Genomic DNA, 23,950 nt, shown 5'->3' with positions numbered 1-23,950 from the left:
TGAAGCGCGCGAGCAGTGCATCGGGCGTGGCATTACAGGCAGGGTATGGCTTCAGCGGCAAGTGCGAGACGTAACTCACGGCGTGGTTCATGACGAGGTTCACGCCGCACCGCCACAGCCACAGCCACAGCCGCTGGTGCTGGTGCTGGTGCTGGTGCTGGTGCTGGTGCTGGTGCTGGTGCTGGTGCTGGTGCTGGTGCTTCGGCTTGAACCGCGCTATCGCACAAGCCACTTTGCACCGCGAGCAGCGCGGCCTGGGTACGGTTCGGTACGCCCAGCACGCCGAAGATCGAGGAGATATGGTTCTTCACGGTTTTCTCGGTCATCGCCAGACGCTCGCCGATTTCGCGGTTGCGCAGCCCCACGCCAATCAGGCGCAGCACGTCGCACTGACGCGAGGTCAGCCGTCCAATCACACTCGTGGCGGACGTCGCGGCCGCAGCGCGCGTGGGCGCATGCATGAGCAGCAAGCCGCGCGCACCGCGCGCGACCCGCGTCATGACGCCGAACAGTTCATCGCAATCGCAGGATTTATGCACGAAAGCACTGGCTCCGGCAGCAAACGCTTCATGCGCATCGCGCAGGCTATCCGTCGAGGAAAGAACAATCAGGGGGGCATTGCGCGCCGCCGCCCGAAGCCGCCTGATCAGATCCGCACCGCCCAGATCGGGCAAGTAATAATCGGCGACGATCATCTCGACGTCCGGCATGCGGCTCAGCCGGACCAGCGCTTGCGCCCCGCTCTCCGCCATCAGCAACTGCAGCTGTGGCATCCGTGCTCGTAACGTCAACGCCAGCCCTTCCCTGAACATGGCGTGGTCGTCAATCAGGCAGATTGTTCCCATTGCATCACCCCCGTGATTGCCGCCTGTCGCTGCCGCCTCAACACCTTTGCGATATGTGCCAAAAACTCACATTGCAAATCACGCTAGCGGTCATATTCAGGCAGCTAGATAAACCTGTTGCATCTGGTCTTGCGAATTTTTTTGTCGTACTGAGTCTTTGGTGGGAATTCTAATTCGCCAGATTGCAAAGCTGTAAGGCCAATTCAAATCGCATCGTATAGCCAACCCAAATTTTCCTGATGAGGGTCATCAGCGAGACTAATACCGCTACCGCTACCGCCACCGTTACCGGCTATGGCTGAACCCGCGACGCGTGCTGCCGCCAGGTTTAGTTTTCGGCACAGTCCGGATAGCCGGCCAGCGCGCCTGGCATAGCGTGACGCCGCGCCAGGCGCTCGCCCGCCACGTGCGGCGGCTCCGGCGCCAGCATATCGAGCCGGTAGCCCAGCGCATACACCGTGCGGATATTGCACGGCGCTGACGCCGAGAGCGCGAGCTTTTTGCGCAGCATATGAATGTGCTGCTCGATCGAACGCGCGGCAATCTCCTTGCCCGCATCCCAGACACTCGCGGCGATTTGCGCCCGGCTCAGCAATTTTCCGGGGTTGGAGAAGAACAGCCAGGCTAGCGAAAACTCGCGTGCCGTCAACGCGACCTCGACGTCATGCACGAAGAGCGTCCCCACGCCCCGGTGCAACGTATACGGCCCATGCTGAATACAGTCGCTCAAACCACGACGCCCTTCGCGCTGCAAGATCAGATACACGCGAAAGCGGATCTGCTCGACGTCGTCACGATGCACAACGTCCTGTGCACCCGCATGCGCCAGCGCCAGCAGGTCAGACCAGTCTGGATGGCGCGTCAGCACAATCACGGGCGTAAACAGGTCCGGATTGGCATTGCGCCACGACAGCAACGGTTGCGCGGCAACGGTGTCGTTCTTCACGTCGATCAGCACCATGTCGTAGCGCCCGCCACGCATTGCGTGCAGCAACTTGCGATCATCGCTGTAGGCATCCACCGCGACACCATCGTGACCCAAACATTCTCCGATGCCGTGTATCAATACGGCATCACCACTCGCTATCCCCACTCTCACGCGATTCTCCATAACGATTTTTATAGATATTGAAAAATGACAAAGCGGCAGTCATGCACTTTTATCTTGCTGATTTGCACCATTTTTGTGCCATGACTCAACCGCTGTTTTAAGTCCAACTCCCGTTAGTGCAATAAAAAGCGAATCCGGATGCATCACAAACGAAATTTTTACTGGATATAACGTTTTATTCAGGTGCGCCTGAATTTTCTACTGTCACACTCCAGCTATTGAATAGTTCATTGAATGCAGGCTGAATGAAATAATTCTTTATTCAAGGAACCAGGCGCCATCACGCAATTTCTCTATCCAGCTAATTCTGGAAAAACGACAATTCGCTACACATGAAAAATTCCATGTATGCTACCGTCCGCGCAACAATTTATTTTCGTTCAATTCTTCTTCCAGTTAGCCTTCTCCGAAATTACGTCATGGCTTTATCCGCGGCGCGTTCACATTAATTACACAATGCGTTCCACCCTGCGCTGCAGGGTTTTCGTGAGCCGTGCATGGCATGCGGCAATCCAGCGATTACATGGCAATTCAATACGTTTCGGTTCAACTGGAATTATGGCTAGCAAAGAAATGCGTTGTATTAATCTGCTTCGTGTGATGCCGATGTGCTGCATCGGTTTTGGCAAAACCGCTTCACTTCCGTCACCCTTTTTGTACGCCTCAGATCATGCGGGGTTTTTCCTGTGTCACGGGCAGCCCAATGTGTCGCAACGGATCTGTATTCATCGCGGCCGTAGCGCCTGGCACACCCGCACTGGCTACATGGCGCCCGTTTGTGCCGCCACCGATATCCGGCTCTATCCCGCCTCGCAGGCTTCGCTCGCCTTGCGTGCTGAAGGCGCTAAAGAGGCCCCTCTATCCACCGATACCGAAGCGCTTTTGCTGCAACGCATAGCGCGAGGCGAAAGCGCCGCGCTCAGCCAGTTGCACCGGCTCTACCAGCCTCGGCTGGCACGATATCTGGCACGCCTGACACGCAAGCAACACCTGATTGACGAAGTCATCAACGATGTTTTGCTGGTGGTCTGGAACAAGGCGGTGCATTTTCGCGGCGAGTCGCGCCTGTCGACGTGGCTCATCGGCATCGCCTATCGCGCCATGCTCGGCGCGCTGCGTCAGGACGAAGCCCATGCCTGCGAGCCACTCACGCCCGACATGGAAGAAACCTGTGACCTGGCACGGCCCGATTCCGAAGAGCTCAGCGACTGGTTATACAAGGCGCTCGAACAGCTCAACGACGAGCATCGTCAAGTGATCCAACTGGCTTATGTGCTGGGCTATTCGACAGAAGAAATCGCCGAGACCCTGCAATGCCCCATCACCACGGTGAAATCCCGCCTGGTCCATGCGCGCAACCGCTTGCGGACGATCTTGCCCACGCTTTCCGGCCGGCCCCCCATGACGCCCGAGCCGCTCACTCACCTGCCGTGGGGCCCGGATTCCAGCACTGACTGGGCGCCAGACAAACGCTGAGCGGCGCCCGGCGCAGCCGTCCCACTTCGCTCATGCACACCGTATTTCGCTAGCACACTGCACGCGATGCCCTGTGTCCCTTACCTTGCAAAGCGGGACAGCCACCTGGTGGCTGTTGCGCGGCCATTGAAGTCTTGCTGCAGATCCGGCCCACACGCTCCGGATCTGACCCACCATCACTTACTGCAAGAGGCATTCATGGAACAGAGCATCATCGCGTACCACCGCCCGGGTGCGGCAACCCCCGCCCTGACAAGCGCTAACGCCCGCGGTGCCGGAGACGACCAGCAGGCGAACATCGAAAAAATGCTGGAAAACATCCTGGCGATCCTGCAGCAAAAACTGCAAAGCGCGTCGCAAGACTCCGCGGCGGCACCCTCCATCCAAGGCGGGCTGACGGCAACGGATGGCGGCGCTCAGCCAACGGCTGCGGCGCGCTCAGGAACAGGAACAGGAACAGGAACAGGAACAGAGACAGGGACAGGGACAGGGACAGATATAGGTGCCGGAGCCGATACCAGCAGCGCGCCGGAAGCGGGTCCAGCCATGGGCACCGGGTCAGCGGCTTCGACACACGCCGCCTCGGGGCAACAGCTTGCCATCTCGCACGAACAGATTGCCGCGATGCTGCAACAGGTTCGTGAATTGCTGCAGCAAATCCAGCAGCAACCTGCTGGCAGCGTCGGACAGATGGATCCGCAAACCGCGCAAATTCTCGATGACGTCTTGCAGTTGCTGCAGCATCTGGAAGAAGGTCAGCCAGGTGGCGCGCAACCCGCGGGCGGCGCTGCCGCAGGAGGCAGTCCGGCAAGCGGCATGCAACCCGCAGAGGCACCGCCCGGCAGCCCTGCGGAGGCCAAAGCCCAGTTGCCATCGACCCTCATGGCCTTGGCCGGCGATGTCATCAAGCTGCTCTCCGAGCTGAAAGCAATACGGGGTGGACACGCCGGTGGCACTAACGGTGCCGGTGGCGCCAGTGGCCCAGGGAGCGCAGGGAGCGCGGGCGGTACGTCCCCAGCGGGGAACGCAGGCAGCGCAAGTCAGCCGTCCAAGGGCAGCTTCGCCCAAAATCACCCCAACCTCCAAGCGCTCTTTAACCTGCTAACCAAGCTCGCGCCGATGATTCTCCAGTTCGTCAAGCCACTCGCACTAGCGATCTAACGCGAACGCGGCCATCAGACACACGGGCACGGCGAACTGCATTGAGCCGTATTGCCCGTGTGCCGTATTCATCGGCCATGTTCGTGTCGCCCCGGATGCCACGCTTTAACGCATTTAACGTGCTGCATTGAACGTGTTGGGCATGGCATCCGTCCGGCTCGCAGCAGCAGCGGGCGCGGCCAGCGCAACATCCGCACCCTCAGCCGGAGGCTGCGCCGACAAAATGCGTGGCGTCAGCAAAAAGAGCCGCTGAAAACGCCGCCCCTGGCTATGACGAAAGCGAAACAGGCCACCGATGAACGGGATCTGCGACAGCCACGGCACAGCGGTTTCGGAATGATCGTTCTGGTCGATGGAATAACCCGCGATCAGCAGGCTCTCGCCTTCGTTCATCAGCGCCTGGGTGTCGATGGTGCTGCTCTCGATGACAGGCAGCGGGCCCACTTTCTGTTCGGTTAGCTTGCCGTCTTCGATATGCATGTCGAGGCGAATCTGCCGCCCAGGCGCAGCCGTCACGATCGTGGGCAACACGCGCAGGGAAACTCCGGCCGAAACGCTGTACAGATCGCCCGACTGATAACCGCCCACTTCCACGTAGAACGTCTGCTTGTTTTCCATCACGGCCTCGACGTTATCCAGCGTCTCCACTTTGGGGCTGGCGATGATGCGCGCCTGGTCGCTTTGTTGCAGCACGCTGATGCGGCCCAGCAAATAGCGGCCCGAGCCGCCAATCACGGCAGTCAGCACGCCGCCCGGCGCCAGCAGCGCGCCACTGGCATCGCGCTCGCCATTGTCCAGCCGTCCGGTGCCGCTGCTGCCATGCACATGGCTGCCATGCAACTGCCAGTCCACGCCCAGTTCCTGAAGCGCGTTATCGGTGATCTCGATGATGCTGGCGTCGATTTCGAGCACGCCAGGGCGCAAGTCCAGCGAATGAATCAGCGCGCCAAAGGCCTCCATGTTTCCCGCCCGATCGCGCACAAGAATCGAGTTGCTGCGCGTATCCGCCTCAATCATGGGCACCTGGGGCGAGGTCAGCGCCTCATCGGCGGCATCGTGTGCGCGACGCGGAAAGGCCCCGCCTGAGCTGCCTGCCCGGCCCGCGTCGAAGCGCTCCCCGAACCCCACCGGGCGGTCAGAGGTTTCATCGAAACGTTCAGGCCATGACGCGCTGCCGGCCTCCCCACTCAAGCCCAGGCCCCCGAGCCCAGGCAACGGCGGCATCCCACTCCCCCCGGCTTGCTGTACACCGCTGGCCACCCCTCGCGCCTCTTCGCTACGTGCACTGGGCATGCGATAAGCCGAACGCTCGGGCGCGGCCAGGGCCGCTATCGCGCCATCGTTTTGCCCATACAGGCTGCGCAACACCGCCGCCACTCCGCGCACGGTCACCGCGCGGCCATTCACCGTGATGTGCCGGTCCGTCGCCCATGCGTACTGCAACGGAAAGCGCTGCACGATGACACGTGCATCGGGCACCGAGGCGTGATCGATCAGCGCTGCCACGCTGGCCACGAGCTCAACGTAGCGCGGCGGCCCAGACACCAGCGCCGTGCGCGACAAGCTGTCGTAGCGCACAGGAAAACGCGGATCATCGATCTTCAAACGCTGCAACGTGCCACGCAAGGCCTCGACGCTGACATGGGCGAGACCGACCGTCGCGCTTTTCGCCTCGTTCGCACCGAAAATACGCAGCACGGCGCCGTCGTAATACCAGAGCACCCCAAACGAATTCGCCATCTGCTCCAGAAAGCGCTGCGGACTCGAGGAAAAACTGCCGGACACCGTGCCTTCGACGTTGGGCGAAATCCAGGTCATCAGATGCTGGCTAGCGCTGAAATCGCGCAGTACATCCTTCAGATCCTTGTGCTCGGCGACGTACTCGAAGCGGCTGCTATGCCATGCAATGGGGGCAGCCAGCGCAGCGGCAGACAGCAGGCTGGAAAGACAGGAGAGCGTCGCGCAGGCAACACGGACGCGGCGCAAAAAAAATATCGTCATGAAACCCAGCGAGGCAAAGAGCGAAAAACAGGAACCAGGAGCCAGGAGCCAGGAACTGGCCAGCGGCAGCATGGGGCCATGCCGGCCACCCTGCAGCGGCTCTGGCAAGGTGGCATGGGCATGACCGCGACCGCATGACAACCTGACGACGCGGCAGCTTGAACGCGCAAACGCGTGCCTATTGGCCGAGGGTCTCGGAAGGCGACTCGTTGAACTGCTTGCGATAGCCCTTGGCGAAAGCCGAGCGGCTTTTCACGCCCCAGCGGCTGGCGGTATCGAAGATCGAGGCGTCGGTGCAATCTTCGTTGAGCAGGTCATCGCGGATGCCATCCAGACGCAGACGCCGCACCAGGCTGCCAGGCGACATCCCGAGCGAACGCTTGAAGGTGAGCTGCAAGGCACGCTCGGTAACGTCGATCTGCGCGGCGATTTCGCGCGTGCTGAGATCGCTGCGCTCAAGGTTATCGACGATGTAGCGATACGCGCGGCGATACTTCGGCGGCAAGCGCACAGAGATATCGTCAGTGGGCGGCGCCTGGCGGCTGTGGCGCTGCAAGGGCCCAAGGGTTGGGGCTTCGTTGCGCAAACAGCGCAGCGCCTCGGAGGCATAACTCGAATACAGCTTGAGCGCTTGCACCGCATCGCCCTGGCGTGATGCGACTTTCGCCGCGCAATACAGGTAATCGAAATTGCAGCGGCGGGCATGCCTATCGGTTTCGGTGCTGGCGAGTTTGGCCAGCACCGTATCGGCCAGTTCGTCGTGACCGCCCGCTAGCGCCGCGAGCAATACGTCAAGCCGCGCGAGAAAGATCTGGCCTGGCGCGCTAGCGCCTGGAGGCTGATGCAGCAACGCCAGCAATGCGCCATTGGGCAGCGCTTCGCCCTGGGCCAGTTGCGCGAGCTGCTCCAGATACGCATGACGCTGTGTCAGCAGCAGCGGTGGCGTCTCGGACACCCCGGTGGCGCTCAATTGCTGCGTCAGCACCGCGCGCTCGGCTGGGCCGCACATAGCCGCCGTGCCCGCCGAGCGCCAGAAGGCGTGGTCGCTCAGCAAGGTAGCGTTACGGATTTGCAATTGCACTTCGAACTCGCGCGCAAGCAAGCCGACGACCTGGCGCCAGAGCGGCTCATCATGCCTGTCCGCCAGTTGTGCGGCGTGCAGCAGCGTGGCATCGGCTTCACCTTGACGGCCCACCTGATGATGCGCCAGCGCGAGACCTAGCAGGGCTTCCAGCGTCTCACCCGGTTCTGGGCTGGCATCGCGCGACATGCGTGAAAAGCAGTTCGCCATGGCGCCGTATCGCTCGCGCATCATGAGCTGCCAGCCCGTGTTGCGGCATGACAGGCTACGCAAGCGCGAATCGTTGCCCACCACGCGTTTTTGCGCACGCCGGTACAACTCCTCGGCGTCTTGCGCCGAACCCAGCAACAGCGATACATCAGCGGCGGCGACCAGCCGCACATCATCTTGCGCCTCGAACTTGCGGTTGCGCTCCAGCACATCGTCAACGAAGCACCAGGCGCGTTGTGGCTCGCCATCGAGCATCGCCTGGCAAAACGCTGGAAGCTGCCGACGCAAGGCAAGGCCCGACGACAGCGCGAAGTAAACACCTGAGAACATGGATCGGCACCTCTGTAAAAGCGTCCAGCTAGCGCTTTAAACGCTGGACAGCGGAGACGAGTCATCATAAGCAGAGTGCCGCGCGCAATTTTCAAATACGCGCAGTGCGATCTACAACAATGCTCACTACACATGCCCTCACTACGTTTGACGTCAATGCCCCATGACCTGCGTTGCTGCCGGTGCTACTGCGGGTGCTGCTGCGGCACCGGCTGACGTCGAGGTCGAGGTCGAGGTCGAGGTCGAACCCACCATGCCTTGCGCAAAATCCCTGGCGAAGCCGCCCAGTGCCACGTCGCCCAGCACCTGCGAGGTGAAAACGCTCACCAGCACGATCAGCATCATGAGACCCAACACGCCCCGCAGTGGCTGCGACAGCGAATTCGGCGCAAGCCGGTCAGCCGCGTGCGCGATCACGCCAAAGCCAAGATCGACCAGGAGCAGCACCAGCATGAAGGGGGTGGCCAGCCGCGCGATCATCATCCACATCGAATCGCCACGCTGCAGCAAAAAGGTTTCGGCCATCTGCGACAGCGATGGCCAGAGTGCATACGGTGGCCACCAGCGAAACGACTGGAACAGCGCACTGAGCAAAAACAGCATGCCGCCACCGAGATAGAACAGCGCCACGCTCAACTGCAGCAAGATCGTCGCAACCGGTGTGCTGGAATCCCCGCGCAACGGATTGCTCATCTGCACACTGTTAAAGCCGGTGAGTCCGTCGATCAGCATGCCGACACTTTGCGCGACCCAGAACACGGTCGATGCCACATAGCCCAAGGCCACACCAAGAAATGCTTCCTTGCCCGCCAGCACCAGCAGCAGCGCGCCACTGAGATGCTCGAACGGCTCAAGTGGCTGCCCGGCTGCGACGAAGTACGTCAGCAAATACACCACGCCATTGCGGGCGATGCCGGGCAGCACGATATCGCTGGTAGCGGGCAGCAGCATGAAGGCACACAGGATGCGTACGCCAAACAGCAACAGTGCGACGCACAGGCTTTGGTAAGCGGCAAAACCGTTCAGCAGAGCCTGGGCCACGGCACTCCAGCTCGCGTCCATGGGCTAGCGCGGCTGAAGGGCACGCCGCGCCCATGCCAGATCGAGGGCCTCGTCTTCGGCGCGGCGCTGGGCCGTGCGTGCCGCGCGCAGGGTAAGACGGCGCAGTTGTGCTGCGCCAGCGTCGCGCCGGATGTCGGCACGCACCAGCGCCAGGCGTGCCGAGGTCAGTTCACGCAGCGGCGCTTGCACGGCGCGGCGCGCTTCGTCTTCGCGCGCCAGGGCCTGTTGCAAGGCGTGCCGTAACGGCTCGCCTTGCATGGCGTAATGCAAATACCGTGCCGCGGGCAAGGCGCGTCCCGTGGCCAGCAGCCGGTTCATGTACGCCTCGTGTTCGCTCACTTGCGCATGCGCCGCCAAGCTGCACTCACCAGCGGCTTCCAGCGCGGCTTGCGCTTCGGCATGGCGACGCTGGGCCTCGCGCAATTCGCGCTCAAGCCGCGCGCGGCTCTGCTCGCGCGCCGCAAGCAAGGCGCGCCAGGCTGCCATCGTGGCTGTCGCCGACGTCACTGCCGCGCCGCTCATCGCAAGGCAAACGCCGTGACGGCTGTACGCGTGGCATCCATGCTGGAAATTTCAGCCGTGTCCTGGTTAAACCATGTTTCGATTTCGGCATGGCGTGCAATCGCCTCGTCGGCAAGCGCATCGCGCCCCGTCTGATATTCGCCGATCTGCAATAACAGTTCGACTTCCTGATAGCGCGCCAGCAGCGTGCGTATCCGCGCCGCCCCCGCGCAATGCAGTGCTGACGCGACCTGAGGCATCACCCGGCTCAGGCTACGCAACACATCCAGCGCGGGATAACGGTTGCGTGCCGCTAGCGTGCGCGACAGCACGAGGTGGCCGTCGAGCAAACCCCGGACTTCCTCGCTCACCGGGTCGTCACCGTCATCGTCTTCGGCTAGTACCGTGTAAAACGCGGTGATCGAGCCCTGCCCCGCCATGCCGGCACGTTCCAGCAAGCGCGGCAATTCAGCGAACGCCGAGGGCGGATAGCCGCCGCGCGCAGGCGGCTCGCCCAGCGCCAAGCTCAGTTCGCGCCAGGCCCGGGCAAAACGCGTCAGCGAATCCATCAACAGCAGCACGCGCAAGCCCTGATCGCGGAAGTATTCCGCCAGCGCCGTACCGCTTTGCGCCGCGCGAGCACGCTCCAGCGCGGAACGCTCGGCCGTCGCGCACACCACCACACTGCGCGCCATGCCGGCCGGCCCCAAAACCCGTTCGATGAATTCCCGCACCTCGCGGCCCCGCTCGCCGAGCAGAACGATCACATTGACATCGCAAGCCGTGCCGCGCGCCAGCATCCCCAGCAACGTGCTTTTACCCACGCCTGCTGGCGCAAAAAGGCCCACGCGCTGGCCTTCGCCGATCGTGGCCAGGCCGTCGATCGCGCGCACGCCGGTGGCCAGCGGTGTGTCGATCAAACGGCGCGTCATGGGCTCGGGAGGCTCGCCTACGAGCGGCCGCCAGCCTTCGGCTGGCACCGGGCCGCACCCATCGAGCGGTGCGCCAAACGCATCGACCACGCGGCCCAGCAAGCCCGGCCCAACCGGCACCGAGACCAGGCAGCGCAAGCCCGCCACGCGGGTCACCCGCGACAGGCCCGCGATGCGGCCAAACGGTGCGAGCAAGGCGAACTGCCGCGTAAAGCCCACGACTTCCGCGCGTTGCAGCAAGCTGCCATGGACGTCATAGAGTGCGCACAACTCGCCCAGCATCACGTCGAGTCCACCGACCTTGAGCAAGGTGCCCAGGGCTTCGATCACCTTGCCGTAACGCACCGGTGCAGCGGCGTGGGCCAGGGCGCGATCGAGCGCGGAGAAATAGCTATCGAGTGGAGCTGAGGTGGCCTTCATCGTCACTTTGGCGCGAAGGCGAATAGCGCCGGGACGTCGTCGGCGGCGCCACGCGGCGCTGACGACACTGACGGCGCTGACAGCGGCGGCTCGGGCATGACGTCGGCCAACGCCTGGGCGAGAGCACGCAACTGCGCTTCGAGGCTGGCATGCAGCACGCCATGATCCCATTCGCACACACAAGTGCCCGCCGCCAGCGCTGGATCAGCCTGCACCTTCGGCTGCACCAGCCAGCGATGCGCGAGACACACCTCGGCAAACGCAGCCGCGGCCAGCGTGCATTCATCAGGCGCAACCGTAATGTGCAGAAACGATGCCGCTTCGAGATGCAGGCCCACGGTGCGGGCCACGTGCGCGAATACGTGCGCGCGCGGGACCTCGCCGACAATCTGCGCGACAGTCTGCTCAACGATTTGCGTGATGCGCGTCTGGACGTCTTGCAGCGCTGCCTGTCCGGCCATCACGTAACGCAGGTGGGCCGCATGTTCATGCACCAGGGCGCGCTGCCGCCCGCTGTCTTCACAATGACGGGCATGGCTATCAGCGCGAAGATGAGCGAGATCGAGCACGCAAGCCGCACTCCAGTGCGCGCGACGCACAATCGCATCGGCCTCGCGCTGTGCCTGCTCCCGTTGCGCCTCGGCCGCACGCGTGGCGTATCCGGAGGCCTCGTCGAGCCGCACCAGTTCGGCCCAGTCATGGGCTTGCACGACATCGTCGGCCAGCGCGACGCTCGCATGAGAGGTTCTTAGCCAAATAACCATTGCAACTCCGGAAACAGCAACGGGACCATGGCAAGAAAACAGGCACTTTCAGCGCCAGGTGGCGCCACGTCAGCGTGGCCTGTGCCGGGGTTCATGCTGATGCTGATGCCAACGCCAAGGTCAAAGTCAAGGTCAAGGTCAAAGCCAAAGGCAAGGTCAAGGCCAGCGCCAGGATCCGCACCCAGGGCTTGCAACGTCGAGGTGATGAGCGCCTCGGCCATGGCCACGGGGCAAGCCTGATCGTGCTGAATCCAGCGCCAACCCAATCGTGCCAGCGCGAGCGGCGTGCAAACGTCAGGCAAGGGCCGGGCGCGGCCAGGCAACGCGCGTGCGCTCAGTTGCATGAGCGTGGTGAGCGCAGGCTCGCCGAGCACGAGGCTCAAAGCCTGGCGTTGCGCACGGGCAACCACGAGCCGCAAGGCCGCGCGCGAAGCAAATAGCGCCCGCGCCGCTAGCGCCCGAACGAGCCACTCGGGTTCGAGCAACGCGAGGCGGCTCGCTTGCGGCACCAGCGCACCAAGCGAGACCGGCGTGGGCAGCAAGGCCGCACGCAGCACCGGCCACTGTGCGCTCGCCGCGGACGCTGCAGGACAACGCCCCCATGCATGGCACTGCTGCGCGATAAGGTACTGCAGCACGGCATGCACACGCGCCTGGTACGCGTGCAACCAGGGAATCAGCGCTGCAGCTGAAGGCCCAGGATCGCTGGCGGACGGCATCACGTCTGGCGGCGCATAAGCCCGATGCACCGCGTCATCCACGAGCGCTATCTGCCTCACACTCATGTTGTGCGCCGCCCGCGTTGCAGCCGTTGCAGCAAGCGCGTCCGTTGTGCGTCGAAGCTCCGGCGCAAAGGCGCGTGCCAGCGCCATGCCAGCACACCCGGCAAGATCAGCAACACCCCGGCTGCGCCCAGCCACGCAGCCATGCCCTCGCCCCATGCGTCGTCCCACGTCCCGCGCGCAGCGCCCGCTGCCCGCGCGACAGGCGGCTCAACGCCGGGGACCATCGTGACGCTGACGTTGTCGTAAGTCAGCCCCTCGACCGCATGCACGACGAGATTTTTCAGGCCCGGCGTAAGCGTCGTCACATCCGCTCCGGGCAGGTACTTGATAAACACCGAAGCCGACGAAGGCCGCGTCACCGGTGCCAGTGGATCATTGTTCGGCACCACGATCTGAACGTTGGCATACACCACCCCGTCGATTCTCGAAAGCACTTCCGAGAGCTGCTGCGAGACGCCATAAATAAAACGCACGCGCTCTTCAGTCGGGGTGGAAATCAAGCCTTCCTTTTTAAACAGTTCCCCGAGGTTCTGATAGCGCTGATGCGGCAAGCCATGCGCACGCAACACGTTGAGCGCGCGTGAAAACTGGTTATCGCTGACCGACACCGCCCACGTCTTGCCCTCTTCCTCGCTGTCCTTGGCCGCGCTGATACCCGCGTCGAGCAGCACCGCGAGGGTATCGTTGGCATCGGCTTCGGAGAGTTTCGTGAAGAGCGTCTTGCTGCAGCCACACATCATGGTCAGGGTCAGCATCACGAGCACGCCCGTGCGCCACCCGCCGCTCCAGCCATGCCAACGCATCCCGCAGATACCCGCGAGGGCCTGACGCAGGTTTGTTCGTGCCACAGGGCATCCTCGCCTACTGGTTTTTCATCAAGGTCTGAATCGCGTTCTTGCTGCCTTGCGCGACGGTCTGGCCGAGATACAGCCGGGCCGTCATCGCCGCGACCTGGAACTGGATCTTCATTGATTCAGCCACGGCTTCCTGGGTGCTCATCATGTGCACCGTGCCGCTGAACTGGTTGACCTCGCCATTGAGCGCGCTGAACGCATGATCCTGCTCAGCGACAATCCGCGCCACGGCGGAAGGCCCATGGCCACCCGCCGGATGTGACGTCACGCTCGCTCCAGACGGCATGGAAGAGGCCAACGTCGCTGAGGCCTCGCGCGCAGCATCCAGGCGGCTGCGAAAACGCGCGATGGCATCAGCCTCGGGCGCCTGCCCGGCAGCCAGCTCCGAAGGCGGTGCGATATGTCCGGCCGGGGCCGCGGCCCCGGCCATGTGCCACGTGGGCGGCAGCGGCCCAGCTACAGACAACGGTGGCAGCGCCTGAACGGCGGCAATCGGTAGCGTCATCCATCGCTCCTGGGTTGGGCTTGAGGACCGTTAAAAAATGGCATGCATACCTGCGGCATGCCTCTGAGCATCGGGCAGACAGGTAGCCGCTCAGGCGCGCAGATGATGCCGCTGCAGCCGATGATCCATCACGCCTCCCGGCACCCGCGCGGCCTCTCGTGTCACGGCCAGCGGAGCGGCAGTCTCGCGCGCCTGGTGCTCTGTCTGCAGGCCCAGCAACGTCGCCACCAGTTCCACCGAATCCGGATCTTCATTGCCACTGACCACGTCATGGGCATAGACATGCCATTGCGGATCCTCCATGCCATACAGGCTCACCGCGATCAAGGCCCGGACATAAGGCGCAAACGTGCCGCGCAAGGGCTGATGCTCGAGCTCGCGCAGTACCCGCACCGCCTCGCTGTAGCGTGAACGGCGAATCAGCATCCAGCCGTCGTAAGCCCCCAGTTCGATGAAGTTAGGCCGTAACACACGCAATGCGGCGAGCAACCGTTCCGACTGTTCGAGGTGCCCCAAACGCGCACCATGCATCAGCACTTCCAGCAATGCCGTCACCAGCGTGTCATTGCACGCCATTTCGTTCGCCACGCTCATGCGCTCGTCTCCTCGCTCGATGTGATCCGGGCAGCGCGTGCTTTTTCCTGAAGCGGCACTGCATGGGAGTACGACCGTAGCGCAAACGTGAGGCGCGGCCCTGCCGCGCAGGCGAACTGGCAACGCGGCAAGCGAACTGCTTGCCTGTCATCCCTCGCACTTCGTCCTGGCGCGCGGGATTTCGCTTGTGCTGCCGCTCGCATCCCATTCCCCCAGCACACTGCGCTCCGTCTTCTCCTTCCTGGTCGTGCACACCCATGTCCGAAGAAAAGGCCGAAGCCCCCACCGCGAAAAAACTACGCGAAGCGCGACGCGATGGCAAAACCTCGAAAAGCAGCGACATCCCTTTCGCAGGCTGCCTGCTGGCCGCGAGCCTGGGCTTTAGCATCGCCGCGCCGCAGATGGGCGAACAGTTGCGTTTGCTGATGCAAGACAGCCTTGCCGTGAAGCATGCCAGCGCGGCGGATTTCTCCTTGCGCGATGCGCTGCTCGATGCTGGACGGCATATGGCATGGCTCGTCTTACCCGTCGTGCTCGGCGCGCTTGTGCTCGGGCTGGCGACAGTCATGGCGCAAGTCGGCTTCAGGGTGTCGTTCAAACCCATCGCACCCAAGCTCGATTCGCTCAATCCAGTGACGGGGCTGAAACGGATTTTCTCGCTACGCTCGGCCATCGATCTGGCGAAGGCCGTCATCAAGGCGCTGGTGATCGGCGCTGTGCTCTGGCAAACACTACTGGAACTCATGCCCGTGCTCGTGGGCGCAGCCTGGCAGCCACTCGCCGGGCTGGACCGCATCGCGTGGAGCGTGCTGTGCCAGGTGCTAGGCACAGCCGCACTGTTATTCGCCGCGATCAGCGTGCTCGACTATCGCTTGCAACGCTGGCTGTTTATCCGCGACCAACGCATGAGCAAAAGCGAGATCAAACGCGAATACAAGGAAACCGAAGGCAATCCGCTTATCAAGGGGCAGCGCCGCCGCCTCGCCCAGGAAATGGCTGCCGATAGCGTGATCGGCAAAGTCGCGCAAGCGCAGGTGGTGCTGGTCAATCCCACGCATGTGGCCGTCGCCTTGCGTTACGCCCCCGACGAATGCGGCTTGCCACGGGTCATCGCCAAAGGCGCCGACGCTCAGGCGCGGCGCATCCGGGAACAGGCCATGCGCTCGGGCGTGCCCATCGTCGGCAATCCGCCGCTGGCGCGCGCGCTGTTTCATGTGCCGCTGGAACACACCATCCCCGAGCCGCTCTTCGATGCGGTGGCCGCCGTGCTGTCGTGGCTCGAGGAAATGGGCACGCATATGCCCGAAGCGCCATGACAGCCGGGAGCGCCTCGACATGAAGACCTTCGTACTGCGCGACTTCGGTGGCGAAACCGCGATTGCGGCGCTGGTGATCGCGGTCGTCGCGCTGATGATCCTGCCGCTGCCGCCCTTCCTCATCGACCTGCTGCTAACCCTCAACATCGCCATCAGCATCGTGTTGCTGATGGTGACGATGTACACGCCCAACACGGCCTCGCTATTTGCCTTTCCTTCGCTACTGCTCTTCACGACACTGTTCCGGCTATCGCTGAATATCGCTTCGACCAAATCGATCCTGCTGCATGCCCAGGCCGGACACATCATCGACAGCTTCGGCAAGCTCGTCGTGGGCGGCAACCTGGTGGTCGGGCTGGTGGTGTTTCTGATCATCACCACTGTGCAGTTCATCGTCATTGCCAAAGGCTCGGAGCGGGTCGCCGAGGTAGGCGCGCGGTTTACGCTCGATGCCATGCCAGGCAAGCAGATGAGCATCGATGCCGATGTCCGGGCGGGCAACCTCAGCGCCGATGAAGCGCAGCGCCGCCGCGCCCTGCTCGCCACCGAAAGCCAGATGCACGGCGGCATGGATGGTGCGATGAAGTTCGTCAAGGGCGATGCCATCGCCGGCTTGCTCATCACGCTCGTGAACATCGTCGCGGGCATCGTGATCGGCATCAGCTATCACGGCATGAGTGCCGGGGAAGCCGCCAACCGCTTCTCGGTACTGTCGATCGGCGACGCGATGGTGTCGCAGATTCCCTCGCTGCTGATCTCGGTCGCGGCGGGCATTCTGATTACACGTGTCGCCAATGAGCAGGGCAAGCCGCGCTCGCTGGGGACGGAGATCGCGCTGCAGTTGTCGTCCAGCTCACGTGCGCTCTTTGGTGCGGCCGCGCTGCTGTGCGGTTTTGCCCTGGTGCCGGGGTTTCCCAGCCTGCTCTTCGTGCTGCTCGCGCTGATCCTCTTTGCCGCGGCCATGGTGCTGCAACGTCAGTTGGGCCACGCGGCGCGCACGAAAGGCCCGGAGTTACCCGCGCTGCACATCGAGGGCGCACGCGGCGAGGTGCCTTCGATTACCACGCAAGCGCCGCCTTTCGCGGCACCGCTGGCGCTCAAACTGTCGGCGCAACTGGGGCGGCGGCTCGACAGCAACGAGTTCAACCGCGCCTTCGAAACCATCCGCCGCACGCTGACCCATGATCTGGGGCTGCCGTTTCCGCGCATCGCCGTGTGGACCACCGATACGCTGCCACCTCTGGCCTATCAGTTACTACTCCATGACGTGCCGCAAAACGCTATCGAACTGGGCGAGCACGCCACGAACCTTGAACACACGTTGACGGGCGCGGTCTATCACGCGGTGCAGGCTAGCCCGCACCGGTTCTTTGGCTTACAGGAAACGCAATGGATGCTGGAGCATGCCAGCCGTGATTTTCCGGGGCTGGTAGCGGAAGTGCAGAAGGTGGTATCGACCTTGCGCGTGGCTGAAGTGCTCAAGCGTTTACTCGAAGAGCATGTCCCCATCCGCAACCTGCGCTCGATCCTTGAAAGCCTGGTGGCCTGGGGCGCACGCGAGAAAGATCCGTTGCTACTGACTGAATATGTGCGGGGCGATCTCGGCAGCTTTATCGTCCATCGCGCCACGGCGGGCAGCCAGCGCTTGTCTGCGATCGTGCTGGAAGCGAGCGTCGAGCAGGCGATCCGCGACTCGGTGCGGCAAACGCCAACGGGCAACTTCATCACGCTGGACCCCGAACAGATCGAGCGCCTGGTTGACGACACCGAAGCTATCGCCCAGGCGCACCCTGTGCCGCAACTGGCTGTGGTCACCTCGATGGATGTGCGGCGCTACTTTCGCCGCATGATCGAGTACCGCTTGCCAACGCTGCAGGTGTACTCGTTTCAGGAACTGGGCGATGTCGAACTGCAGCCCGTAGGCTGTGTGATGACGCGTCCGGCGGCTCAGGCTACGTGATGCGCCGCTATTTGCTGCATGAATTGCATCTGACACGCGCGGCAACGCTCGCCGATCCCTCGTTCATGCCACTCAGGCCACACCTGCCGCAACCGCATGAAACGCGGCACGCTCGCGCAACGCATCAGGGCAAGGCGGCCAGCGCCGCGCAACGCGTGTGGGCACAGCGCGATTGGCCCGAGGGGTTGGCTGAGCAACGTTTTATCGCGCTCTTCCATGCCCAGGCGGAAGACTTCGCTCGTGGCAGCACAGCGTGCCAGCACCCTCGCGGCAATGCCGCCGAGTCGCGTGCGGAGGCCGCCAGCCGACGGCTGGAAGACTCCATGGACTATGCGGATCAAAGTGCTGGCATCGATGACGCTCGCGGCATCGGCACGCTTGACCCGGATCACTCCGCCGCCCCCCGTGTCTCTTGCGCCTCGCGCTCCGGAGCCGGACGGGACACCCTGGACGCCTCGCATCTCGCCACCCGGATCGCCTCTTTTTGCCAAAGCCCAACCGCATGCAACGGCGGCAACTGGGATATCTCGCTCGAACTCGATCCTGCCATCGTGCCGCACACACGCTTGCACCTGAAGCTTTCGCCTGGCGCCTTACTGCTTCGCTTCGACGTGCGAAGCTCACACGCCTGCACCCTACTATCGAACGCCCGTGATGCGTTGGGCGCGCATCTCGAAGCCCGGCTCGAACGGCGTATCGAGATTGAAATCGACCCCCTGGATAGATAAACCGTGTCTGACTGTCTCGAAGTGCTTCCCGCGTTTGAACCCCTGGGGCCGTGTTTGCGAACCTACACACCGGCGCTGGCCCGCCTCGCGCGCGCACTCTTTCGTGCCATGCCCGATACGGCTCCGGCAAGCCATGCCGGACAACGCTTCGCCGCGCATGCCTTACGCGATCTGAGCCAGGCGTTCATCGTGCTGCAGCGCCCGCTCACGCTCGTGTTCGATACCGCAGATGGCGCACTCATCGTGCAGCTCGATGCGAGCCGCCATCTCGCACTCGAAGCCATCGCGCTCGAAAGCGATGCCCAGCAACGTCACGCGCTCGCCACACTGTGGCTCGCCGAGGCCCTCGCCGTACTCGCCGATGCCGGTCTCACTCACGTCACGCTCAACGAATTGCGCTACACCAGCACGGCGCAACGGGCTCAGGGGCTGGTGCTGGAGTACAACCTGCGTGCGGCCGAGAATGCGCCCGGTAGTGCGGCCGGTAGTGCGCCCGATAATGCGCCCGATAATGCGGCCGACAACTTGTCCAGGCTACGCGATGTTCTCGTACTGCTCACGGTTCCGGATGCGCTCGCCGCGCGACTCGAACACAACCTGCACGGCCTGCCAGCGCCATCCGCTCATTTCGCTGACCTGCTGCTGCCGACGCGGCTACGCGTGCGCAGCCGTCATTGCAATCGTGCACGGCTCGCGGCCCTGCGCGAGGGCGACATCCTGCTGGGCTGGCCGCGCGCGCGCGGCTACTGCGATGGCGCCCCGCTCCATGGCGTCATGCTGCACTGGGGTGCCGCCAGCGGCCACAGCATCAGCGCACGCGCATGCGTTATCAGACGAACTCTTTTGCTCGAAACTTTCCCCCACACCATGCGCTACCCTCCCGACGACACCCTGCACGAAACAACCGCGAGCCACACGCCCCACGCCACCGGCATCGATCTCAATGCCCTCGAATTGCCCGTGCATCTCGAAGTGATCTGCGCCAGCTTGCCGCTGTCGCAACTCAGCACGCTCGCGCCTGGCTACGTGCTGGAACTCCCGCTGGCCCTCGCCGATGCCCAGGTTCGACTGGTCTCCTACGGCCAGACCCTGGCCTTTGGCGAACTCGTCGCAGTAGGCGACCAGCTTGGGCTGCATATCCAGCGCATCACACATCCCGATGAACGGCACACCTGAAATCGCCTCGCTGCTTGTCGCCGCGCTAGCACTCGCGGTACTGCCTTTTGCCGCGATGGTCGTCACTTCGTACACCAAGATCGTCGTGGTGCTAGGCCTGTTGCGCAGCGCCCTGGGCCTGCAACAGGTGCCTCCCAGCTCCGTGCTGAACGGCGTAGCTATTCTTGTCTCGTGTTTCATCATGGCGCCGGTCGGAATGGAAGCCGCGCAGCGGGCCCATCTGAGCAGCGAGCAAAGCGCTGGTGCGCAAGTCATGCCCCTGCTCGATGCCGCACGTGAACCGTTTCGCGTGTTCTTGCAAAAACACGCCGCGGCCCGTGAAAAAGCCTATTTCATGCGCGTCGCCCACGAGATCTGGCCGGCCGCCCGCGCGGCGGCACTCAAGCCGGATGACCTCATCGTGCTCGCGCCTGCATTCACGTTAAGCGAGCTCTCGGCCGCATTCAGGATCGGTTTTTTGCTGTACCTGTCGTTTGTCGTGGTGGACCTGGTGATCGCCAATATCCTGATGGCGCTTGGCTTGTCCCAGGTCAATCCGACCAATGTCGCCATCCCGTTCAAGCTGCTGCTGTTCGTCTCGCTCGATGGCTGGTCCACGCTGATGCACGGCCTCATCACCACCTATCGCTAGACGATGAGCTATGACGCCCTGACCCATCTGACCACGCAGGCCCTGACGCTGTGCCTGCTGGTATCGCTCCCCGCGGTGGCCGTCGCGGCTTTCAGTGGCCTCGCTATCGCCTTCTTGCAGGCCATCACCTCATTGCAGGATTCGAGCATTGGACAAAGCGTCAAGCTAGTCCTGGTCACACTGGTGGTCGTGCTAAGCGCGCCGTGGGGCGCCGCGCAGATTCAGAACTTCGCTCACGTAGTTTTGCAGTTGATGTTTATCTGAGGCTCAACTTAAGTTCAGCGGGCAAGCTGCATGAAGCGGCATGACGCCTGATGAACAGTCACATGAACTGCGCGGAAAAATATCCGGAATTTTGGAATGCCAGGTTTTCATGCAGGACAAGGAGTTCGCAAGGAGTTCGCTCATGATCCGAGAATTTCGCTTGTTGACCGGAGTTCATGCCGGTGCCCGACTACAGTTCAGCGATCAACCCATGACGCTTGGCCGCAGTGCTCACGCCGATATCGTCATCAACGACTGGGACGGGCCGGATATGCAACTGGTGCTGGAACCCGAAGGACGTGTCACCCTGGGCGTAGCGGACTGCACGCAGCCTGCTGTGGTGCTCGAAGACCTGGTGCCACGGCGCTTCGGTGACATCGTGCTATGCGTGGGCCCGGCTGACGTGCCCTGGCCTGGCGAGCTGCAACTGTTGCAGAACCTCCTGACACCGGCCAAGGCGTCTCATGCGGCTGCACGCGTACAAGGCGTGTCTCGCTCACGTCTCAGCAAAACGGTGCTGGGCGCGGGTGCGCTTGGCGTACTCGCGCTGGTATGGAGCGGCCTCGCGCCACAAGCGGCCAACCCGCCACTGCAGCATGCATCGCTAGCCGAATTACGCGCCGGACTGGCACGTCTGCATCTGCCTGATATCGAACTCCGTGATGAAGCCCATGGCTTCAGCGCCCATGGCATCGTCGCTAGCGCGGCGCAAGGCGATGCGGCCCAACGCGCACTAAACACGCTGGCTGGCACAACGCTGGCGTGGCATGTCAAAACGCAAGCCGAACTCACGCAGCAGTTGCAGGAATCGCTTCACGACGAACCGAATGTGCAGGCGAGCTATCTCGGACAACGCCGTTTCGCACTGCACGGAGAGGCCCTTCACCCCGCGCTGCTACGTCTTTCCGCGCAACGTTTTCGCGCCGATCTTGAACCGCTGGTAGCCGATGTTGCGGTGCAAGTCAGCCGTAGCGCGCCAGCCTCGGCCTATGGCGAAGTTGAATCCGTGCTGTCGAGCTCCGACGTGAGGTACGTCGAATCCAGCGACGGCGCGAAGCACTTCAGCCAGGACACCGCCTTGGCTGCAACGCCTTCCTTATCGGTTCCCGCGCCTTCCCTACAGCCCTGAAATGCCCACCATGTTCGAACTGCTCAACGATGCGCTCGTCAAGACGCTCAATGATTTGCCCCACCATGCCGGCCAGCCTCATGCCCGGGACGCCCTGTTTCAGGCAGCCAGCACACTGGAACAGGCCGCACGCGCCTGTCTCAATGCCAGCAGCCCGACTCAGGCAGCCGCGCATCGGGTGGTAGCCGATGGTCTGAATGCCGCCGCCGAGCTCTGCCGCCTGGCCGCTGCGTAAAGAGTGTCGTGCGCGGGCCCATAACGGCCAGCGCACCGCGCGAAACCCCTCACGGGGTTGTCTTTCCTGTGGTTAAACCCTGATCCAAGGAGATGTGAAATGGAAGCACCAGGCATATCGGCTAACGTCAAGGCTCAAATCGACCAGATGCAAAAAGCTTCAGATGATGAAAACGCGATGAATCTGGCAAACACGCAGGCCAAGTTGGCCACCATGGGTCTCAAGGCGGCCAAGGAACTCGTCGGCTAGCGCTGTGCGGCACGCCACCCGGGCCGCGCGTGGCGTGCTGCGCCAGCCTCATGCCTGCCTGCATGCATGCCGCACATCGCGCCATGCAGCACTCACGCACTCACGTTTTAATCACGTCCATCCTGCCATGTCCGCGATCAACAGCCATTTCCCCGTCTCACCTGATGACACCGGTCACCAGGATGACCAGGCCAGTACCAATGCGAAAGCACTCGAAGCCGCACTCGAAGAATTCGTCTCGAGCACCGTGCTGCGAATTTTCATGAGCACCAAGGCACGTCTTACTGAAAGCAATCGAGCGTTCAATAACGACGACTGAAATCCGTTTGTGCCGCGCATCGGCCACCGGATCAGCGTGGGCCCAGTGCGAGCGTTTTGCACAACCACACCGTTACCAGACAAGGAACACCACGATGCAATACAACGTCGGCAATCCAGGTTCTCCCCTTTTCAATCACTACACACCCGGGTTTTTATCGCAAGACGACCCGGTGTCCAACACGGCGCATGCTCAGGAGGCATCCAGCACGTTGTCGGCGTACATGAAGGAAAACAGTCTGGCGACCGTGCATCTGGAAGACCTGTATCACCTGGCTAACGATCAGTCCGCGCCCGACGCCGTGCGTTCGGCTGCGGCGTTCATGCTGGGCCACCCCAAGATCTATCAGACCATCGAAACCCATGACATAGCGGGCCAGGATGGCATCTCCGGCACGGACAATTTTGACTGGGCCAAAGGGGAGCACGGTTCGCCTGGAAGTACGGCTCCGGCTCCGGCTCCGGCTCCGGCTCCGGCTCCGGCTCCGGCTCCGGCTCCTGCTCCGGCTCCGGCTCCTGCTCCTGCTCCTGCTCCTGCTCCTGCTCCTGCTCCTGCTCCTGCTCCTGCTCCTGCTCCTGCTCCTGCTCCTGCTCCTGCTCCTGCGCAGTCTCCAATATCCGGGATGACATACCAAGCCGCCTCGACCACGCTACTCGCGTACATGAAGCAAGCGAACAAAGCCGTCGTCAATCTGAACGATCTGTATCACCTGGCGACGGATTCTTCCACGGCAAATGCGGTGCGCTCTGCAGCGACGTTCATGCTGCAGCATCCGGACATCTATCAGAAGATCGAAACACATGATGTCGCAGGAAACGATGGCATCTCGGGGCGCTCGAACTTCGAGTGGGCCGCGAAGATCGAAGCCCGCTCACCCGAGCAAATTCTGCTGGAGAGCGAAACCCAGGAGGCTGCGGAAAACCTGCTTGCCTACATGCAGCAGGCGAACAAGCCGGTCGTCAATCTGAAGGACCTGTACCAGCTATCCACCGATGCATCGCTCAGCGATGCGATACGTGAGGCCGCCACGTTCATGCTGCAGCATCCGGACATCTATCAGAAAATCGAAACACACGATGTGGCAGGAGCCGATGGCATCTCGGGGCGCGCGAACTTTGAGTGGGCCGCGCACGGCGGAGCATCACAAGCCGGGACCAACGGTATCAGCCCCAACGTCGCCAAAGCGATCGCGGCCATGGAACAGGCCACACGCGACGAAAACGCGATCAATCTGGCCTCGACCCAGGCCAAGCTGCATGCAATGGGAATGAAGGGGGCCAAAGATATCGTCGGCTAAGCATCAGGCATGTC

Annotated in this window: 25 protein-coding genes; 13 read left to right on the top strand and 12 right to left on the bottom strand. The window is 62.7% G+C overall.

What is annotated here, in order from left to right:
• Positions 1 to 32: 32 nt before the first annotated feature.
• Complete coding sequence (locus tag GH657_RS06665; RefSeq protein ID WP_153099974.1) at positions 33 to 845, bottom strand: response regulator transcription factor; 813 nt, start codon at positions 843 to 845, stop codon at positions 33 to 35.
• 328 nt (positions 846 to 1,173) lie between these two features.
• Positions 1,174 to 1,944 carry a response regulator transcription factor gene (locus GH657_RS06660; RefSeq protein WP_174769889.1) on the bottom strand — a complete coding sequence of 257 codons (771 nt, stop codon included), beginning with the start codon at positions 1,942 to 1,944 and terminating at the stop codon, positions 1,174 to 1,176.
• A 777-nt stretch (positions 1,945 to 2,721) separates the two neighbouring features.
• Here GH657_RS06660 and GH657_RS06655 point away from each other — a divergent pair.
• Both GH657_RS06655 and GH657_RS18115 read left to right on the top strand, forming a co-directional pair.
• Positions 2,722 to 3,432 (top strand): RNA polymerase sigma factor, encoded by a 711-nt coding sequence (locus tag GH657_RS06655; RefSeq protein WP_153099972.1) that lies wholly within the window; start codon positions 2,722 to 2,724, stop codon positions 3,430 to 3,432.
• Between the two features lie 198 nt (positions 3,433 to 3,630).
• Entirely contained in the window at positions 3,631 to 4,593 is a 963-nt protein-coding gene (locus tag GH657_RS18115; RefSeq protein ID WP_174769888.1) for a hypothetical protein, read from the top strand.
• Between the two features lie 114 nt (positions 4,594 to 4,707).
• On the opposite strand, the gene sctC is transcribed toward GH657_RS18115, so the two are convergent.
• From sctC to GH657_RS06600, 10 genes are all read right to left on the bottom strand, one after another.
• Positions 4,708 to 6,666, bottom strand: a complete 1,959-nt coding sequence (gene sctC / locus GH657_RS06645) for a type III secretion system outer membrane ring subunit SctC (RefSeq protein WP_246174017.1) — start codon at positions 6,664 to 6,666, stop codon at positions 4,708 to 4,710.
• 106 nt (positions 6,667 to 6,772) lie between these two features.
• Positions 6,773 to 8,215, bottom strand: a complete 1,443-nt coding sequence (locus GH657_RS06640; protein WP_153099971.1) for a helix-turn-helix transcriptional regulator — start codon at positions 8,213 to 8,215, stop codon at positions 6,773 to 6,775.
• Between the two features lie 153 nt (positions 8,216 to 8,368).
• Entirely contained in the window at positions 8,369 to 9,256 is an 888-nt protein-coding gene (gene sctT / locus GH657_RS06635; RefSeq protein WP_246174016.1) for a type III secretion system export apparatus subunit SctT, read from the bottom strand.
• 24 nt (positions 9,257 to 9,280) lie between these two features.
• Positions 9,281 to 9,799: a hypothetical protein gene (locus tag GH657_RS06630; RefSeq protein ID WP_153099969.1), complete on the bottom strand. Its 519-nt coding sequence runs from the start codon at positions 9,797 to 9,799 to the stop codon at positions 9,281 to 9,283.
• Positions 9,796 to 11,130, bottom strand: coding sequence for a FliI/YscN family ATPase (locus GH657_RS06625; protein WP_153099968.1), 1,335 nt, complete (start codon positions 11,128 to 11,130; stop codon positions 9,796 to 9,798). Before GH657_RS06625 ends, GH657_RS06630 begins: the two co-directional genes overlap by 4 nt.
• A gap of 2 nt (positions 11,131 to 11,132) precedes the next feature.
• The gene (locus tag GH657_RS06620; RefSeq protein WP_153099967.1) at positions 11,133 to 11,894 is read right to left on the bottom strand and encodes a FliH/SctL family protein; all 762 of its coding nucleotides are present in this window, start codon (positions 11,892 to 11,894) and stop codon (positions 11,133 to 11,135) included.
• Positions 11,879 to 12,679 (bottom strand): type III secretion protein HrpB4, encoded by an 801-nt coding sequence (locus tag GH657_RS06615; RefSeq protein WP_174769887.1) that lies wholly within the window; start codon positions 12,677 to 12,679, stop codon positions 11,879 to 11,881. The genes GH657_RS06620 and GH657_RS06615 overlap by 16 nt, the downstream gene beginning before the upstream one ends.
• Positions 12,676 to 13,527: a type III secretion system inner membrane ring lipoprotein SctJ gene (gene sctJ / locus GH657_RS06610; protein WP_425495729.1), complete on the bottom strand. Its 852-nt coding sequence runs from the start codon at positions 13,525 to 13,527 to the stop codon at positions 12,676 to 12,678. The genes GH657_RS06615 and sctJ overlap by 4 nt, the downstream gene beginning before the upstream one ends.
• Before the next feature lie 13 nt (positions 13,528 to 13,540).
• A complete protein-coding gene (locus GH657_RS06605; protein WP_153099965.1) occupies positions 13,541 to 14,038 on the bottom strand; it encodes a hypothetical protein in 498 nt (165 codons plus the stop codon).
• A 90-nt stretch (positions 14,039 to 14,128) separates the two neighbouring features.
• Entirely contained in the window at positions 14,129 to 14,632 is a 504-nt protein-coding gene (locus tag GH657_RS06600) for an HrpB1 family type III secretion system apparatus protein (RefSeq protein WP_153099964.1), read from the bottom strand.
• A gap of 257 nt (positions 14,633 to 14,889) precedes the next feature.
• Here GH657_RS06600 and sctU point away from each other — a divergent pair, with 257 nt between their 5' ends.
• The 11 genes from sctU (at position 14,890) to GH657_RS06550 (ending at position 23,936) form a co-directional block, all read left to right on the top strand.
• Positions 14,890 to 15,948, top strand: a complete 1,059-nt coding sequence (gene sctU / locus GH657_RS06595; RefSeq protein ID WP_153099963.1) for a type III secretion system export apparatus subunit SctU — start codon at positions 14,890 to 14,892, stop codon at positions 15,946 to 15,948.
• 19 nt (positions 15,949 to 15,967) lie between these two features.
• A complete protein-coding gene (locus tag GH657_RS06590; protein ID WP_153099962.1) occupies positions 15,968 to 17,908 on the top strand; it encodes an FHIPEP family type III secretion protein in 1,941 nt (646 codons plus the stop codon).
• Complete coding sequence (sctP, locus tag GH657_RS06585; protein WP_153099961.1) at positions 17,908 to 18,636, top strand: type III secretion system protein SctP; 729 nt, start codon at positions 17,908 to 17,910, stop codon at positions 18,634 to 18,636. The genes GH657_RS06590 and sctP overlap by 1 nt, the downstream gene beginning before the upstream one ends.
• Before the next feature lie 3 nt (positions 18,637 to 18,639).
• Complete coding sequence (sctQ, locus tag GH657_RS06580) at positions 18,640 to 19,812, top strand: type III secretion system cytoplasmic ring protein SctQ (RefSeq protein ID WP_153099960.1); 1,173 nt, start codon at positions 18,640 to 18,642, stop codon at positions 19,810 to 19,812.
• Positions 19,796 to 20,443 (top strand): type III secretion system export apparatus subunit SctR, encoded by a 648-nt coding sequence (gene sctR, locus GH657_RS06575; protein ID WP_153099959.1) that lies wholly within the window; start codon positions 19,796 to 19,798, stop codon positions 20,441 to 20,443. The genes sctQ and sctR overlap by 17 nt, the downstream gene beginning before the upstream one ends.
• A gap of 3 nt (positions 20,444 to 20,446) precedes the next feature.
• Entirely contained in the window at positions 20,447 to 20,707 is a 261-nt protein-coding gene (gene sctS / locus GH657_RS06570) for a type III secretion system export apparatus subunit SctS (protein ID WP_153099958.1), read from the top strand.
• A 142-nt stretch (positions 20,708 to 20,849) separates the two neighbouring features.
• Positions 20,850 to 21,836 carry an HrpD5 family protein gene (hrpD5, locus tag GH657_RS06565; RefSeq protein WP_153099957.1) on the top strand — a complete coding sequence of 329 codons (987 nt, stop codon included), beginning with the start codon at positions 20,850 to 20,852 and terminating at the stop codon, positions 21,834 to 21,836.
• 10 nt (positions 21,837 to 21,846) lie between these two features.
• A complete protein-coding gene (locus tag GH657_RS06560) occupies positions 21,847 to 22,071 on the top strand; it encodes a hypothetical protein (protein ID WP_174769886.1) in 225 nt (74 codons plus the stop codon).
• A 99-nt stretch (positions 22,072 to 22,170) separates the two neighbouring features.
• Positions 22,171 to 22,320, top strand: a complete 150-nt coding sequence (locus tag GH657_RS17985) for a hypothetical protein (RefSeq protein ID WP_174769885.1) — start codon at positions 22,171 to 22,173, stop codon at positions 22,318 to 22,320.
• Positions 22,321 to 22,324: 4 nt separating this feature from the next.
• Positions 22,325 to 22,639: a hypothetical protein gene (locus tag GH657_RS06555; protein ID WP_153099955.1), complete on the top strand. Its 315-nt coding sequence runs from the start codon at positions 22,325 to 22,327 to the stop codon at positions 22,637 to 22,639.
• A gap of 94 nt (positions 22,640 to 22,733) precedes the next feature.
• A complete protein-coding gene (locus GH657_RS06550; RefSeq protein ID WP_153099954.1) occupies positions 22,734 to 23,936 on the top strand; it encodes a hypothetical protein in 1,203 nt (400 codons plus the stop codon).
• Positions 23,937 to 23,950 lie beyond the last annotated feature (14 nt).

The sequence above is a fragment of the Paraburkholderia hayleyella genome (assembly GCF_009455685.1).
GTDB lineage: Bacteria > Pseudomonadota > Gammaproteobacteria > Burkholderiales > Burkholderiaceae > Paraburkholderia > Paraburkholderia hayleyella.
Note: the sequence above shows the minus strand (reverse complement) of the source record. Positions and strands in the feature narration are given on the sequence as shown.